Below are 13,434 nucleotides of genomic sequence, written 5' to 3'. Positions count from 1 at the left end.
CGGGGCCTGCGACCTGCGGAAAGCGGATTCCAGCCTCCCGGACGGGCTCTGCCGGGCGCGCGCAGGTCTGCCGTGGGGTGAGAGCCGCCACCCTATCGAAGGTTCAGCTATTGCGCGCGAACGGTCGCCGGCTGCACGCGACAGGCGTTCAGGTTGAACGTCGCCCCGCCGCGCCACTCCCACAGGTAAGTCCTCCCAGAAGAGACGCCGATGAATACCCACGTCGACCGGCTCGCGGCGCCACGCGAGATATCCGCCCAGCGCACCGTCACCTGGCACCTGACGCTGTTCATCCTGATCCTGATCGGGGCGCTCGGGGTGAGCGGGGCGGTGATGGGGCACATTGCTTCGGTGCAGGACGAGATGGCCCGGGAACAGACCCGTTTCTATGCCGGCAAGGCACTCCAGAATCGGATCGCTGCCTCCGAATCGCTGATCAGGACCTACGCCTTCTGGAGCGATGCCTACCGCTATCTCGGTCCGCCGCTCAATGTCGACTGGGCCTACCGCGAGGACAACGTCGGCCCGCTGCTTTACAGCGCCAATGAATACGAGATGGTCTGCGTGCTCAACCAGGCTGGCGAGGAATACGTGATGCGGGACGGACGGCTGACGCGTAGCCATTGCACCAGCGAGATGCCGATCAATCTCGACGAACTGCGCGACGCCGCCACGGTCGCTGCGCGCCGTGATTCGGTGGTAACGCGTTACGTCTCCCTCGGCAATCAACCGGCCCTTGCAACGGCAGCACTGGTCCGACCGACCCATGCGAACCCGCCGCTGGACGGCCCGCTGATGGTCTTCGTCGACCAGCTCACGCCCGCGAAGCTGCAGAAGATGGCGGGGGATTTCGGCCTGGGCGGATTGCAGGTTCGCGCCAACGACGTCCGGGTCAGTGACGGTAGCGCGATCGACCTGGGCGACTCCGGCTTCGAGCTGAATTGGCGCACGCCAACGCCCGGCAGCGACATGCTGCATCGGCTGGTGGGCGTCTGGGGCGTGGTAGTGGTGCTGGTGCTGGTTTTCCTGGCGTGGCTGGTACGCGCCTCGCTGGCCAATGCGCGGGTGGTGGATCACTACCAGCACAGCCTGAAAAACAGCAATCTGGCGCTGGAAACCAGTGAGCAACGCTTCAAGGCCATCGCCGAGGCCAGCTCGGACTGGATCTGGGAGACCGACGATACGTTCCGCCTGACCTATCTTTCGGCGCGCTTCGAGACGCTGACCGGCTACTCCATCGTCGACTGGATCGGGCGGCGCATCGATGACCTGATCACCTGCGACACCACCAGCCTGATTGCCTGGCTGGAGAAGATTCCCCAGGAAGGCCATTCCAGCACCCTGACCTGCGGCTTCCGCGACGCGCGCGGTCTGCGACGTATCTGCAAGTTCACCGCCTCCGGCGCTGGCGGGCGCGGCTATCGCGGCACCAGCGCGGACATCACCCATGAAGTCGAAGCCCATGCGCGCATCCAGCACCTGTCGCTGCACGATGCGCTGACCGGGCTGCCCAACCGCAGCAAACTCGCCAGCTTCATGGACGATCTGCTGGGCAGTGCGCGGGAGGAGCAGATGGCGGTACTGATGCTGGACCTGGACCGCTTCAAGCCAATCAACGACACGCTCGGCCACCCGGCCGGGGACGCCGTCTTGCAGATGGTTGCCGAGCGCCTGCGCGAATCGATCCGCGGCGAGGACCTGGTGGCGCGCTTGGGCGGCGACGAGTTCGTCATCGTCGATAGCCAGTCCCACGGCCGCGAGGACGCGGAGGCCTTCTGCCGGCGCCTGGTGGCCCTCATCAACCAGCCGATCGACTACAACGGCCACCTCCTGCATGTCGGCACCAGCATCGGCATCGTCCTCTCCGGCGACGCCCGGGGCGACGCGCAGAACCTGCTGCGTTGCGCCGACGTCGCCATGTACGAAGCCAAGACCGCCGGGCGCAACGCGTGGCGCTTCTATTCCGAGGACATGGATGTGCAGCTGCGAGCGAAGAAACGCAGCGAGATGGAACTGCGCCAGGCCCTGCGCGAGGAGCAGCTGGAGCTGTACTACCAGCCGCGCTACCGGGTGGGAGACCTCGCCATCGTCTCCGCCGAGGCACTGCTGCGCTGGAACCACCCCACACGTGGGGTGGTGGGACCGGAGGAGTTCATCAAGCTGGCTGAGGAGAGCGACCTGATCGTCGATATCGGCGCCTGGGTATTGCGCGAGGCCTGCCGCGAAGCCGCCGGCTGGCCGGGGACGATGCAGGTCTCGGTGAACATCTCGCCCAGCCAGTTTGCCCACGCCGATATCGTTGGCCAGGTGCAGCAGGCGCTGGTGGAATCCGGACTGGCGGCCGAGCGCCTGGAGCTGGAGGTGACCGAGAACACCATGCTGGGCGATGTCGAGTGCGCGCTGCAGACCATGCAGGCGCTCAAGGAGCTGGGTGTGAAGCTGAACATGGACGATTTCGGTACCGGCTATTCGTCCCTGGGCTACCTGCGTTCGTATCCCTTCGACAGCATCAAGATCGACCGTCGCTTTGTTGCGACCCTCGACACGACCAGCCGTGATCGATCGATCGTGCAGGCCATCATCGGCCTGGGCAAGGCGCTGAATCTCGCAGTGACCGCCGAGGGCGTGGAAACCGAAGGCCAGTTGCGCATCCTCGAAGACGAGCAGTGTGGCGAGGTCCAGGGTTTTCTGTTCAGCGAGGCAGTGGACCGGAAACGCCTCGCGCGCCTCTTGGAGGCGTCGCGAAACGCGGCGCAATAGTGCGAGGTATCTGGGGGGGCTGGTCGAACGCAAAAAGAAGGCCCCGTCGGAAATGGGGCCAGGGGAAACGGTGGAACGTGTCTTAACCCTAACAGCCTGATCGTGGCTGCCAAGCAACGTATGGCGATAGGCCGTTTCGGTTGAGGACATATGCGGTGCCGTGAACGGTGCTGCGCAGGCTGGAGGCGTTCGGGCATTTTGCCGCGCGCCGGGAGCGCAATCGGGCAGCCTGCTAGTGGCGCTACGCGATCACCGTGCGTCGCAGCGGCTCTGCCGCGGTCTTCTGGGCGTCAGGAGCGTGCAGGCGCGGAACTTGCTGCATTTCCTGCCTCGACAAGGGAGATGCACGACATGCAAACGCTCGATAACACGATGGTGCTGGTCCTCGAAGAAGCGCCCGAACAACTCCAGCGCCTGGAAGATCACCTGCTCGGTCAGGGACACGCGGTGCTCAGCGCCCTCAGCGAAGAAGAGGCCATCGAACACCTGGTGTCATCCTCGGTCATCGACCTGTTCCTGATCGACGAACAACTGACTGGCCCGCTGACCGGCGCGGCGTTGATCGAGGCCTGCCTGCCGCTGCGCCCACGCATGCGCGTGCTGGTGCTTTCGCCCTGGGCAGAGATGAACGAGGAGGGCGGGCCTTATCCGGTGCTGCCCAAGTCGGCGGATCTGAGCGAACTCGAAGGCGCCATCCAGCGTACCCTGCGCAATCCGCCGGTACAGCCCTGGCTGCTGACCTGAGGCGACAGGGGGAAATGTCGCTGCCGCAGTCGGGTTCCGGTTCAGGTTCCGGGCTGAGTGCGACACCTGTGCCTATAGTTGCCCCTGCCCATTTCATTTCCTGCCCACCCGGGAGAGATCACCATGCACGCGTACCTGATTCGCTACCACCGCGACGGCAGAGCCATGAGCACGGTGCTGCTGCAGGAAAGCTTGAACCGCGAGCAGGCTCAGAAGTTTGTCCGCGCCCTGCATGGCCCCGTCGGGCACGATTCGCGCTCGGATATCCGGGTGAGCGAAGTCGTTTGCACCTTCTAGCCGACGGGCTTTCGCGACACCCGCAGACCTCCATGAGAAACGGCGCCGAATCGTCGGCGCCGTTTTCGTTTGTGCGTAGAGGGCGGTTTCAACAGGCGGACGGTCCACGCAGAGATCGCCAGCCTGTCAGTCAGTGGCCGGCGTGACTGCGCTGCCCACCCTTGCGACCCGCGTCAGATGCCCGTGCCGGGTCGTTCTTGAAGTTGCCGCCGCTCTGCTGGCCGCCTTTGCGGCCTGCTTCGGATGCGCGTTGCGGGTCTTCCGCGAAATTGCCTTTACCGCCTCTGTGTTCGGCCATGGTACTTGCTCCTGGGTAATGGAATGGACGAATGCGGGGCATTCCCTTCATCCGAAAGAATTCATCAGCGGCTGTTCGACTCTTGTTTAGAACGAAGGGGGATTGCTGGCGCAGACCGGGGTTATATGTAAAGCCGATACCGCCGGTCCGGGTAATTAAATTGGCAGGCGGGGCAGAGGGTCGATCTTCGCTGCGCAAGCGGCTCATTCGCAGTGGGTTTTCCTCGACAGGCCAGGCGGCGGTTGAAAAAAACGATGGCCTCGGGCCACGGTTTCGTTTTGTCACTGAGCCTTCAGAATGAAGCCATGCATTCAGGAGTCGTCGATGAACCCGCCCAGTTGCCAGAACGTGGCAGATCTTCTTCACCGGAGTTACCCAGCGTTCACATTCACCTGCGACCGCCAGGAAGACGGCCGTTATCTGATCAGCCTGCTGGGCTGTGACGCGTCGATCCCGCGGACCAACGTGATAGGCATCCACGGCGACGAACTGCGTACCGACCAGCAGGTCAGGAGCCTGGGGATGGAGCTGATCTGCGGCCTGATGTGAGCGGACTCAGACCACCCGCCTGCGCAGCCGGGCGATCAGCTTCTGACGCTGCTCCGCGTCGGACTCCCAGACCTTGCCGTCCAGCGCATGGCAGATCAGCCAGATTTCCTCGTTGTTGAGCATCACCGCGCCGCCGCCGGATTCTGCACGGCGCTTGCGATAGGCCGCCTGTTTCTCGGCATTGGTCATGGCGCCCTCCTTGCGTGGGCGACCTTTGCGCGGCGCTTCGAACGCATCGCGGGTGGCTCTGTCCTTGGCGTCTTTCATGGCGGGCTCCTTGCTGTCTGTGTAACGCGTTACCGTAAAGAGGGTGGCCGAAAGGTAACGCGTTACCAAATAATAACTGTTCCGGCAGGCCGCGCCAATCGTCGGCTGGCGAAGTGTGAAGGGCAAATCGGGGCTATTCCTCCTATGCCCATCTATCAGCAATGGAGGCTGGCGTGGAGCGACTGCGAAAGGTACTGATGGCCTCGGCTTTCAATGAAACCTATGTCGTCCAGGTGTTGCGCGAAGCCGCAGTCCGGGCCACCTCTGTCGACACGGCAGCGGCACTGCTGGCCGCCGCGCAGTTGCTGGAGCGTGACGCTGAAACCCTGCTGCATGCTGCCCACCGGATCGACCTTGTTCTGCACCATGCGCCGGCTGACGGCGGCACGATCTCCCTGGTGGTGATGGATTGACTTAACCGCCCCGATCCTCCCTGTTTTTGGCGGAACTGAAAAAGCTCCCGGCCAGTCATTGCTTGAAGCACAGGCACGAACGGGAGGCGCCATGGGGGACGAGTCATCGGTAAAGCGGTACCGCGTCCATTTCTTGAAGGAAGGCCGGGCGTTCGAGTTCGAGGCCATGGACGATGCGATGAGCGAAGCGCGCGCCTGGTGCCATGTCGCCCGCTACCTGCAGATTCCCATCATCGACCTGCGCGGCTTCCAGAAGCGTTACCACACCATCCGGCGAAATGTCGAAGCTCACAACGTACGGGATGTGTCCTTCGAGGCGGCAGAGCGCAGCCAGTGAGACGCACTGCAGTCACGTCACAACACTCACGTGGGCCCTTCCAGACGAGCCGATGGCGAGCACGCATGCCATTCGTGCAGCGCTGTAAGGGCCCTTTCCACCGGTCGCGCCACTGCAACTCGGTCGTGCCACCCGATTCGAATATTCATGCTCTTCACTGCAATCCAGGAGGTATTCATGACTGTCTGGGTGATCAGCTACCAGAAGGACAACAACACCAGCACTGTCGAGATGACGCAGGGCTCGCAGCCGTCCATCGAGGAGGCCACTGCCTTCCTTCGCGAATGGGTGAGGCAGAACTTGCCCGCTGGCGACTATGGCGCTGCGCGGGATACACAGGGGGATGCGGCTGCCAACGAATTATTGCGCCGTTACGGCATCACCCTCAGCGGGATTGCCAAGAAGTGAGCGGAGCGCTCGATTCGCGGGAGCATGGGGCCCCTGAAGTGCCGGGACGTCGGCGTCACGAGGAAGTCGCTACCAGGTGGAATAGCGCCCGGCCATCCAGCCATCGGGCGCGGCCCTCGGCGTCGATTTCACCGATGCATTCGCCCAGGTCCTGGCCGTTCAGCTCGATGAACAGATGGTTGGCATAGACGCGGAAGCGATCGGGGCTGCTCTGCAGTTCGACCCGGCCATTGCGCAGCACGCCGATGCGCTTGCCGACCCCGCCGGGAGTGAACAGCTCATAGGTGCCTTTGCTGTAGATCGGGGCCACGTAACCTCCGTGTCAACGCGTGAAAACCCGAATAGAGCATAAAGTGATGGCATTTGAATATCATCTTTCGCTGCATCGCCATCTCCACCATTCGCGGCGTTGATTAGCGACGAACGCCAGCTGGTGGCCCGTTCGCTGTCAGGCATTCCATGAGGTCGGGCGCATGCTGTATCGGGCAGTCGATTCGCTGGCGCGCGAAAGAGGAGGGCGTCAGCCCTGCGCCAACTCCTGAAGTGCCCCGTCCTGGCCGGACGGGGCACGAGCCATCAGGCGGCGGCTTCCTTTTCCTTATGCGTGTCGCGACCGGCGCGCACATCGAAGGCGCCGCCGGTCAGTACGCCGTCCACCGTCACGCGACCCTTGCCCGGCAGCAACGGGAATACCAACTCGGCGAATCGGTAGGCTTCTTCGAGGTGCGGATAGCCCGACAGCACAAAGCTGTCCACGCCCAGCGCGGCGTACTCCAGCAGACGCGCGGCGACGGTTTCCGCATCACCGACCAGCGCAGTGCCCGCGCCGCCGCGTACCAGGCCGACACCCGCCCAGAGATTGGGAGCCACCTCCAGCTTGTTGCGGTCACCGCCGTGCAGCGCGGCCATGCGCTGTTGGCCGACCGAATCCATTTTCGCGTAGTTGGATTGCGCGGCGGCGATGGTGGCGTCGTCCAGGTGACTGATCAGTTCGTCAGCGGCGGCCCAGGCCTTTTCGTTGGTTTCGCGGACGATCACGTGCAGGCGCACGCCGAAACGTACGGTGCGTCCCTGACGCGCGGCGCGCTCGCGCACGTCAGCGATCTTCTCGGCCACTGCCGCTGGCGGTTCACCCCAGGTCAGGTAGGCATCCACATGCTTGGCGGCCAGTTCGTGGGCGGCAGGGGAGGAACCGCCGAAGTACAGCGGGGGGTAGGGCTTCTGCACGGGCGGGAAGAAGTTTTGCGCGCCGTTGACCTTCAGGTGCTTGCCTTCGTAGTCCACGGTTTCGCCCGAGAGCAGGCGGCGCCAGATGGTCAGGAACTCGTCGGAAGCGGAGTAGCGTTCGTCATGGCTGAGGAATACTCCGTCAGCTTCCAGCTCGGTGCTGTCGCCGCCCGGCACGACGTTGAGCAGCAGGCGGCCACCACTGGCCTGGTCCAGGGTCGCGGCCTGGCGTGCCGAGGCGGTGGGGTTGCCCAGCGAGGTGCGCAGCGCCACCAGCAGTTTGATGCGCTGGGTGACCGGCACCAGGCTGGCGGCGGTAACCCAGGGATCCAGGCAGCTGCTGCCGGTGGGAATCAGCAGGCCATCGTAGCCGAGCTGGTCGGCGGCCACGGCGATCTGCCGCATGTACTCGTTGGTCGCCGGGCGGCCACTGCCGGAATGGCCCAGGTAGCGGGTATCGCCGGAAGTGGGCAGGAACCAGAAAATATCCAGACTCATAAGGGTGTCCTCGTTGCCATCGTCGAAGTAGGGCGTCGCCCCGTCGGTGCACGCGTGGCACGTCTTTATTTGGAATACGGTCCCGGCAGCCGGCACGATTCGTGCGCTCCGTTCAGGCAAAGGGAAAAGCACGGGTGCGCTGTGGGTCCTGCCTGGCAGCAAGGCCTGTGCCAGAGCCGCAGGCTACGGATTCCGCGGATTTCGGCGCTGGCGATGTGTTGCCGTGGAAACATTGCTGTTGATTCGCTGTTGGCTGGGCAACACTGCGTGCTACAAAAAAGGCATTAGGTTATGCCTTCCGGCGATTTGTCCTGCGCTGTAGGACCGATCAGGATAAGCAACCGTGATTGAATGCCCGTCTTACGAAGGAACACAGCAAGCGATGAATGACGCCAACCGACTGAACGAGAATGGCCCGGTGAATTGGCAACTGGCGCAAATCGTCGAGGACCTGCGTGGTGCGCGCAATGAATGGCGCTCCCGCACCGGGCGCCACCCGGAGCAGGGCGGTCGTGAGCTGCCGTCGCGCCACTCCATCGAGGAAGTCGTCGAGCGCCTGGCGAGCGCGCTGTTCCCCATGCGCCTGGGCCCGAACGACCTGCGCGAGGAAAGTGAAGACTTCTTCGTCGGCCACACCCTGGACGCCGCGCTCAATGCACTGCTGGTCCAGGCACGCCTGGAACTGCGTTACAGCGCCCGGCAGCGCGGCGACGTGGTCGACAGCCGGATCGACGAGCATGCCGTGGTGCTGGTGCGCGACTTCGCTCGTGCGCTGCCGGAAATGCGCCGGCTGCTGGATGCCGACGTACTCGCGGCCTACCAGGGCGACCCGGCCGCGCGCAGCGTGGACGAAGTCCTGCTGTGCTATCCGGGCGTGGTGGCGATCATTCACCATCGCCTCGCGCACCACCTGTACAACGCCGGCTTGCCGCTGCTGGCACGGATCATCTCGGAGCTGGCGCACTCGGCCACCGGGATCGACATCCACCCCGGCGCGCAGATCGGCAGCAGCTTCTTCATCGATCACGGCACCGGGGTGGTGATCGGCGAAACCGCGATCATCGGCAAGCAGGTGCGCATCTACCAGGCCGTCACCCTGGGCGCGAAGCGTTTCACTTCCGACGAGACCGGCCAGTTGCACAAGGGCGAACCGCGCCACCCGATCGTCGAGGACGAAGTGGTGATCTATGCCGGCGCCACCATTCTCGGCCGCGTCACCATCGGCAAGGGTTCGACCATCGGCGGTAACGTCTGGCTGACCCGCAGCGTGCCGCCGGGCAGCCAGGTGAGCCAGGCCAGCCTGCAGCACGACGAAAGCCGCTGCGGCAAGGACTGACACCTCAGAGATTGGCGACGCCGCCGTCCACCAGCAGCTCGCTGCCGACCATGAAGGCCGACTCGTCCGACGCCAGGAAGACTGCGGCCTGGGCCAGTTCCCAGGTGCTTCCCAGGCGGCCGATCGGGACCAGTTCGCGAATCTGCTGGCGCATCGCGGCCTGCTGCTCCGGCGGTAGGCCGAGCTTGTCCAGCGCGGGCGTTTCGGTCGGCCCCGGACTCAGGCCGTTGACACGGATGCCGCGCCCGGCGAGCTCGCCGGACAGAGTCCTGGCCAGCGACAGCAATCCCGCCTTGCTTGCTGCATAGGCGCTGCTTTGCGGCAACCCGATGTGTGCGCTGGTGGAGCCGCAGAGGATCACCGATGCGGGGTTGGCCAGTAGCGGCAGCAAAGCCTGGATGAGGAAGAACGGTCCCTTCAGGTTGACCGCCATCAGCTGGTTCCAGGCACCTTCGTCCCAGTCTTCCAGCGGGCGGTGAGTCACGTCGCCGGCATTGGCGAACAGTATGTCCAGACGCGGCCAGCGGGCTTGCAGCTGCTCTGCCAGTTGGCGTTGCGCGGCGATGTCGCCGGCGTCACTGCGCAGGGTCAGGACGGCCTCGCCGAAGGCCTGCTGCACCTGCTCCAGTGCCACCGCATCCCGGCCGGTGACAGCGACCCGCGCGCCTTCTGCGATGAACCGGCGGACGGTTTCCAGTCCGATACCGCTGGTGCCGCCGGTGACCAGTGCGTACTTGCCCTGCAGGCGATTCATGCTTCAACTCCTCGATGAGATGGCTTGCAGGCCAGTATTTTCGCAATGGTATCCTTTGCATAGTAGGCACCAACTGGATACCAAGGGAGCTCGAGGGACGCCATGAATAACGACGCGCCGTCGCCGGCTGAAGAAAATGATTGCCCCATGCTGCGTTTCGTCAGCCTGATCTCCGGCAAGTGGGCGATCCCGATTCTCTACCGGCTCATCGTCACCGACGCACCGATCCGCTTCAGCGAGCTGCAACGCGCGGTCGCGCCGATCACCCAGAAGGAGCTGACCCGCCAGCTGCGCCTGTTCGAACAGCGCGGCCTGGTGGCGCGCAAGGTCTTCGCCGAAGTGCCGCCACGGGTGGAGTACCGCATTACGCCCCTGGGCGTGACGCTGCACCCGACCCTGGATTCCCTGGCGGGATGGATGTGCAGCCACGGTCGGCAGTTGAAGGGCGAATGAGCGGAGCGGGGGAGTTGACAGCTCTCTCATTCCTTCAGCAGTATCCGTCAGACATTTTGTGCAACGGCATTTCCATGTTCTCCATCTTCAACCACTCGCTTTCCGCTTCGGGCTCCCTTGCCCAGGCATGCGCGTGCGTTGTCGTTGCCAAGAAATCGAAGAAACAGTCGCTCATTTGACCGGGGCGCTGTCCCGTCAGATGGGCTGACAGGACACAAGGCGCAAGGTCGAACCTCCCCCGCTTGATTCCCGCATCCCTCCCTGACGGCGACCCGACGGTCAGCCAACTGGAGTTTTTGCATGTCGAATTTTCGTGGGATCTGGGTGGCGCTGGTCACTCCCTTTCGTGATGGCGCAGTCGATTTCCCTGCGCTGCAGGGGCTGGTGGGGCAGCTGCTGGAGCAGGGTGTCGCCGGTCTCGTGGTCTGTGGCACCACGGGCGAGGCCGCCGCGCTCAGCCATGACGAGCAACTCGAGGTGCTCGACGCCGTGCTGCAGTGGGTGGCGCCGCAACAGGTAATCATGGGCCTGGCGGGCAACAACCAGCGCGAGGTGCTGGCATTCCTGGAGGATATCCAGCGCCGTCCGGTGGCGGGCGTGCTGGTGCCGGCGCCTTACTATATCCGTCCATCCCAGGCGGGGCTGGAAGCCTTCTTCCGCACCGTAGCCGACGCTGCCCGCGTACCGCTGGTGCTCTACGACATTCCCTACCGTACCGGCGTGCGCATCGAGCGCGAGACGCTGCGCCGTATCGTTCGCCATCCGAACATCGTGGCGATCAAGGATTGCGCGGGCGATGTGGAGACCACCCTGGCACTGATCGCCGATGGCCAGGTGGACGTGCTCACCGGGGAAGACCTGCAGATCTTCGCCAACCTGTGCCTGGGTGGCGCCGGGGCGATCTCGGCGTCATCCCATGTTCGCGCCGATCTGTACGTGCGGTTGTTCCAGCAGATGGAGGAGGGCGACGTGAACGCTGCGCGCCGTACGTTCTACCGCCTGCTGCCGTGGATGCAGGCCGCTTTTGCCGAGCCGAATCCGGCCGCCGTGAAAGGCGCGCTCGCGCTGCAGGGCTGGATCGCCAACGAGGTGCGCGAGCCGATGCAGGCCTGCACGCCGACCACCCTGGAGCGGCTCAAGGGTGTCCTGGCGGAACTGGACGACTAGGCGCTGCGCGCATGCGCCACGCCGCTGACAGGCGGACGCGGGGCGGCAACGCGAAGGACGGCAGCTACCCATCGGCCGCAGCGGGTCGGTGAGGAGGGAAAGCTGCCGTGCCGGCCGTCCGAAGGTGCGACTGGCGCGGTCGCATCCCTCGTCAGGCGTTCATCACCTCATCGCGCCCGGCGCTCGGGTGATGACGATAAGCAGGTTGTTCCGCTGGAACACATCCGCGCCAGGCGGAATCCACGAGGGCACGATCGCCCCCGATTTTCCGGACAGATTCAGCACAATTCCGACCGGGCCTTGTTCGGCGTGCTGGGCAAGCCAGCGCTGGATAATTTCCGAGGTCACCTTGCGGTCCTCGGCATCCGGATAGGACAGGCCGTACTGGAGTTCGCCCTGGACATCGAGCAGGGTCACGTCGCTGCGGTTCAATCGCCATGCCAGCGCCGAGGCGGCGCCGAGCTCGTTGCTCAGCAGGCTCTTCGCGCCTTTCAGCTCGCCCAGGTGCTGGGCGATGAACTGGTCGGGCATCTTGTTATCAACCACCGAGATCGGCATCGCCGCCGGCAACAGCGCGATCAGGACCCACAACCCCAGGGCCGGCGCGAACCAGTGGCGCGTTGGGCGCATCCACTGGGCAAAGCCGCAGGCCGCCCAGGTGGCGCAGACCAGCAGGCCCAGGGTCAGTTGCACGGGCTGGCCGGTGTAGACCGGGTGCACGATCTGCACGGTGATCAGGCCGAGCAGGGCCAGGCAGCCGGCGACCAGGTTGAACAGGCCGTTGCCACTGATCGCGAACACATCCCTCTGGCGCAGCTTGTCGACCAGGGTGTTGGCCATCAGCAGCGCCAGCGGAACGAAGCACGGCAGGATGTAGGTCGGCAGCTTGCCCTTGCTGAGGCTGAAAAACAGGAACGGCATGGCGAACCAGAGGGCCAGGAAGGCGGTTCGGCGTTCCTTCCGCTCGCGCCAGGCGCGTCTGAGGCTGGGCACGACCAGCAGGGCCCAGGGGAGGGCGCCGGCAAACAGCATCGGCACGAAGAACCAGAACGGTGCGGCGTGTTGCGCCTTGGCCCCGGCGAAACGACGGATGTGCTCGTTCCAGAAGAAGAACTGCCAGAAGTCCGCTTCGCGGTGATGCACGGCAAGTGCCCAGGGCAGGCTGAGCAGCACGGCCAGCAGGATCGCCAACGGACCACCCTTGAGCAGTTCGCGCCAGCGTTGCTGGAGGATGGCGTAGGGCGCCACCACGATTACCGGCAGCAGCCAGGCCAGGAAGCCCTTGGTCATGAAGCCCATGGCGCAGGCCACGCCGAGCAGGCCCCAACCGGCCCAGCGTTCGCGCGGGTTTTCACCTTCCATCGCGTACCAGGCCGCGACCAGGCTGAGCGTAATCCAGAGGGTCAGCTGCGGGTCGATGTTGGCGTAGCCGGCCTGCCCGGCGGCCAGGCCGTAGCTCATGTAGAGCAGGCAGGCTGTCCAGGTCTTCCAGTGGTCATTCCAGAGGCGGCGTCCCAGCAGGACGATCAGGCCGAAGGTGGCGGCGGTTGTCGCTGCGGAGGCAATGCGGGCGCCGAACAGGTTGTCGCCGAAGATCGCCTGGCCGATCGCGATCAGCCAATAGCCGCCGATGGGCTTCTCGAAGTAGCGCAGTCCCAGGAAGTGCGGCGCCACCCAGTTCCCGCTGTGCAGCAGCTCCTGGGCGGCCTGGGCGTAGCGTGTCTCGTCGGGTATCCACAGCCCATGCAGCCCGAGCGGTGCCAGGAAGCACAGCACGAAGGCGATCAGTAACGCGGGATAGGCTGCCGCCGGCAAGGCCCGTGCAAGGCCGGCGGTGGTGGTGCCGGTGCGGCACGGAGATGGGAGCGTGAGGTCGCTCATCGGCTCGTTTCCTCGAGTGTCTCGTGGACGATCATTGGCGTGAGC

At 64.6% G+C, this 13,434-nt stretch carries 16 protein-coding genes; 10 read left to right on the top strand and 6 right to left on the bottom strand.

Going from position 1 to position 13,434, the window contains the following annotated elements; translation table 11 throughout:
- Positions 1-210 precede the first annotated feature (210 nt).
- The 3 genes from AC1ZV1_RS16145 to AC1ZV1_RS16135 all read left to right on the top strand — a co-directional run bounded on the left by AC1ZV1_RS16145 (position 211) and on the right by AC1ZV1_RS16135 (position 3,801).
- Positions 211-2,760, top strand: a complete 2,550-nt coding sequence (locus tag AC1ZV1_RS16145) for a bifunctional diguanylate cyclase/phosphodiesterase (RefSeq protein ID WP_484292588.1) — start codon at positions 211-213, stop codon at positions 2,758-2,760.
- A gap of 351 nt (positions 2,761-3,111) precedes the next feature.
- Entirely contained in the window at positions 3,112-3,504 is a 393-nt protein-coding gene (locus tag AC1ZV1_RS16140) for a response regulator (RefSeq protein WP_484292587.1), read from the top strand.
- Between the two features lie 123 nt (positions 3,505-3,627).
- A complete protein-coding gene (locus tag AC1ZV1_RS16135; RefSeq protein ID WP_484292586.1) occupies positions 3,628-3,801 on the top strand; it encodes a hypothetical protein in 174 nt (57 codons plus the stop codon).
- A gap of 130 nt (positions 3,802-3,931) precedes the next feature.
- On the opposite strand, the gene AC1ZV1_RS16130 is transcribed toward AC1ZV1_RS16135, so the two are convergent.
- Positions 3,932-4,099, bottom strand: a complete 168-nt coding sequence (locus AC1ZV1_RS16130; RefSeq protein WP_484292585.1) for a con-10 family general stress protein — start codon at positions 4,097-4,099, stop codon at positions 3,932-3,934.
- 324 nt (positions 4,100-4,423) lie between these two features.
- Here AC1ZV1_RS16130 and AC1ZV1_RS16125 point away from each other — a divergent pair, with 324 nt between their 5' ends.
- A complete protein-coding gene (locus AC1ZV1_RS16125; protein WP_484292584.1) occupies positions 4,424-4,648 on the top strand; it encodes a hypothetical protein in 225 nt (74 codons plus the stop codon).
- A gap of 6 nt (positions 4,649-4,654) precedes the next feature.
- On the opposite strand, the gene AC1ZV1_RS16120 is transcribed toward AC1ZV1_RS16125, so the two are convergent.
- Positions 4,655-4,915: a hypothetical protein gene (locus AC1ZV1_RS16120; protein WP_484292583.1), complete on the bottom strand. Its 261-nt coding sequence runs from the start codon at positions 4,913-4,915 to the stop codon at positions 4,655-4,657.
- Between the two features lie 173 nt (positions 4,916-5,088).
- Here AC1ZV1_RS16120 and AC1ZV1_RS16115 point away from each other — a divergent pair, with 173 nt between their 5' ends.
- The 3 genes from AC1ZV1_RS16115 to AC1ZV1_RS16105 all read left to right on the top strand — a co-directional run bounded on the left by AC1ZV1_RS16115 (position 5,089) and on the right by AC1ZV1_RS16105 (position 6,073).
- Positions 5,089-5,328 (top strand): hypothetical protein, encoded by a 240-nt coding sequence (locus tag AC1ZV1_RS16115; RefSeq protein ID WP_484292582.1) that lies wholly within the window; start codon positions 5,089-5,091, stop codon positions 5,326-5,328.
- A 178-nt stretch (positions 5,329-5,506) separates the two neighbouring features.
- Complete coding sequence (locus AC1ZV1_RS16110) at positions 5,507-5,665, top strand: hypothetical protein (protein WP_484292581.1); 159 nt, start codon at positions 5,507-5,509, stop codon at positions 5,663-5,665.
- A gap of 177 nt (positions 5,666-5,842) precedes the next feature.
- Positions 5,843-6,073, top strand: a complete 231-nt coding sequence (locus AC1ZV1_RS16105; protein ID WP_484292580.1) for a hypothetical protein — start codon at positions 5,843-5,845, stop codon at positions 6,071-6,073.
- 55 nt (positions 6,074-6,128) lie between these two features.
- On the opposite strand, the gene AC1ZV1_RS16100 is transcribed toward AC1ZV1_RS16105, so the two are convergent.
- Both AC1ZV1_RS16100 and ssuD read right to left on the bottom strand, forming a co-directional pair.
- Positions 6,129-6,383: a hypothetical protein gene (locus AC1ZV1_RS16100; RefSeq protein WP_484292579.1), complete on the bottom strand. Its 255-nt coding sequence runs from the start codon at positions 6,381-6,383 to the stop codon at positions 6,129-6,131.
- A gap of 266 nt (positions 6,384-6,649) precedes the next feature.
- A complete protein-coding gene (gene ssuD, locus AC1ZV1_RS16095; protein ID WP_484292578.1) occupies positions 6,650-7,798 on the bottom strand; it encodes an FMNH2-dependent alkanesulfonate monooxygenase in 1,149 nt (382 codons plus the stop codon).
- A 382-nt stretch (positions 7,799-8,180) separates the two neighbouring features.
- Between ssuD and epsC the strand changes: the two genes are divergently transcribed.
- Positions 8,181-9,134: a serine O-acetyltransferase EpsC gene (epsC, locus tag AC1ZV1_RS16090; protein WP_484292577.1), complete on the top strand. Its 954-nt coding sequence runs from the start codon at positions 8,181-8,183 to the stop codon at positions 9,132-9,134.
- A 4-nt stretch (positions 9,135-9,138) separates the two neighbouring features.
- Here the strand turns inward: epsC and AC1ZV1_RS16085 are convergent, their stop codons facing one another.
- The gene (locus AC1ZV1_RS16085) at positions 9,139-9,888 is read right to left on the bottom strand and encodes an SDR family oxidoreductase (protein ID WP_484292576.1); all 750 of its coding nucleotides are present in this window, start codon (positions 9,886-9,888) and stop codon (positions 9,139-9,141) included.
- Between the two features lie 147 nt (positions 9,889-10,035).
- On the opposite strand from AC1ZV1_RS16085, the gene AC1ZV1_RS16080 reads away from it, so the two are divergent.
- Positions 10,036-10,341 carry a winged helix-turn-helix transcriptional regulator gene (locus AC1ZV1_RS16080; RefSeq protein WP_484292575.1) on the top strand — a complete coding sequence of 102 codons (306 nt, stop codon included), beginning with the start codon at positions 10,036-10,038 and terminating at the stop codon, positions 10,339-10,341.
- A 300-nt stretch (positions 10,342-10,641) separates the two neighbouring features.
- Positions 10,642-11,508, top strand: coding sequence for a 4-hydroxy-tetrahydrodipicolinate synthase (gene dapA, locus AC1ZV1_RS16075; RefSeq protein WP_484292574.1), 867 nt, complete (start codon positions 10,642-10,644; stop codon positions 11,506-11,508).
- 162 nt (positions 11,509-11,670) lie between these two features.
- Here the strand turns inward: dapA and arnT are convergent, their stop codons facing one another.
- Positions 11,671-13,389, bottom strand: coding sequence for a lipid IV(A) 4-amino-4-deoxy-L-arabinosyltransferase (gene arnT / locus AC1ZV1_RS16070; protein WP_484292573.1), 1,719 nt, complete (start codon positions 13,387-13,389; stop codon positions 11,671-11,673).
- Between the last annotated feature and the right edge of the window lie 45 nt (positions 13,390-13,434).

This window comes from Pseudomonas sp. BB438, assembly GCF_057180225.1.
The sequence above is the reverse complement of the archived record's forward strand: the minus strand, read 5'-3'. Positions and strand labels throughout refer to the sequence as shown.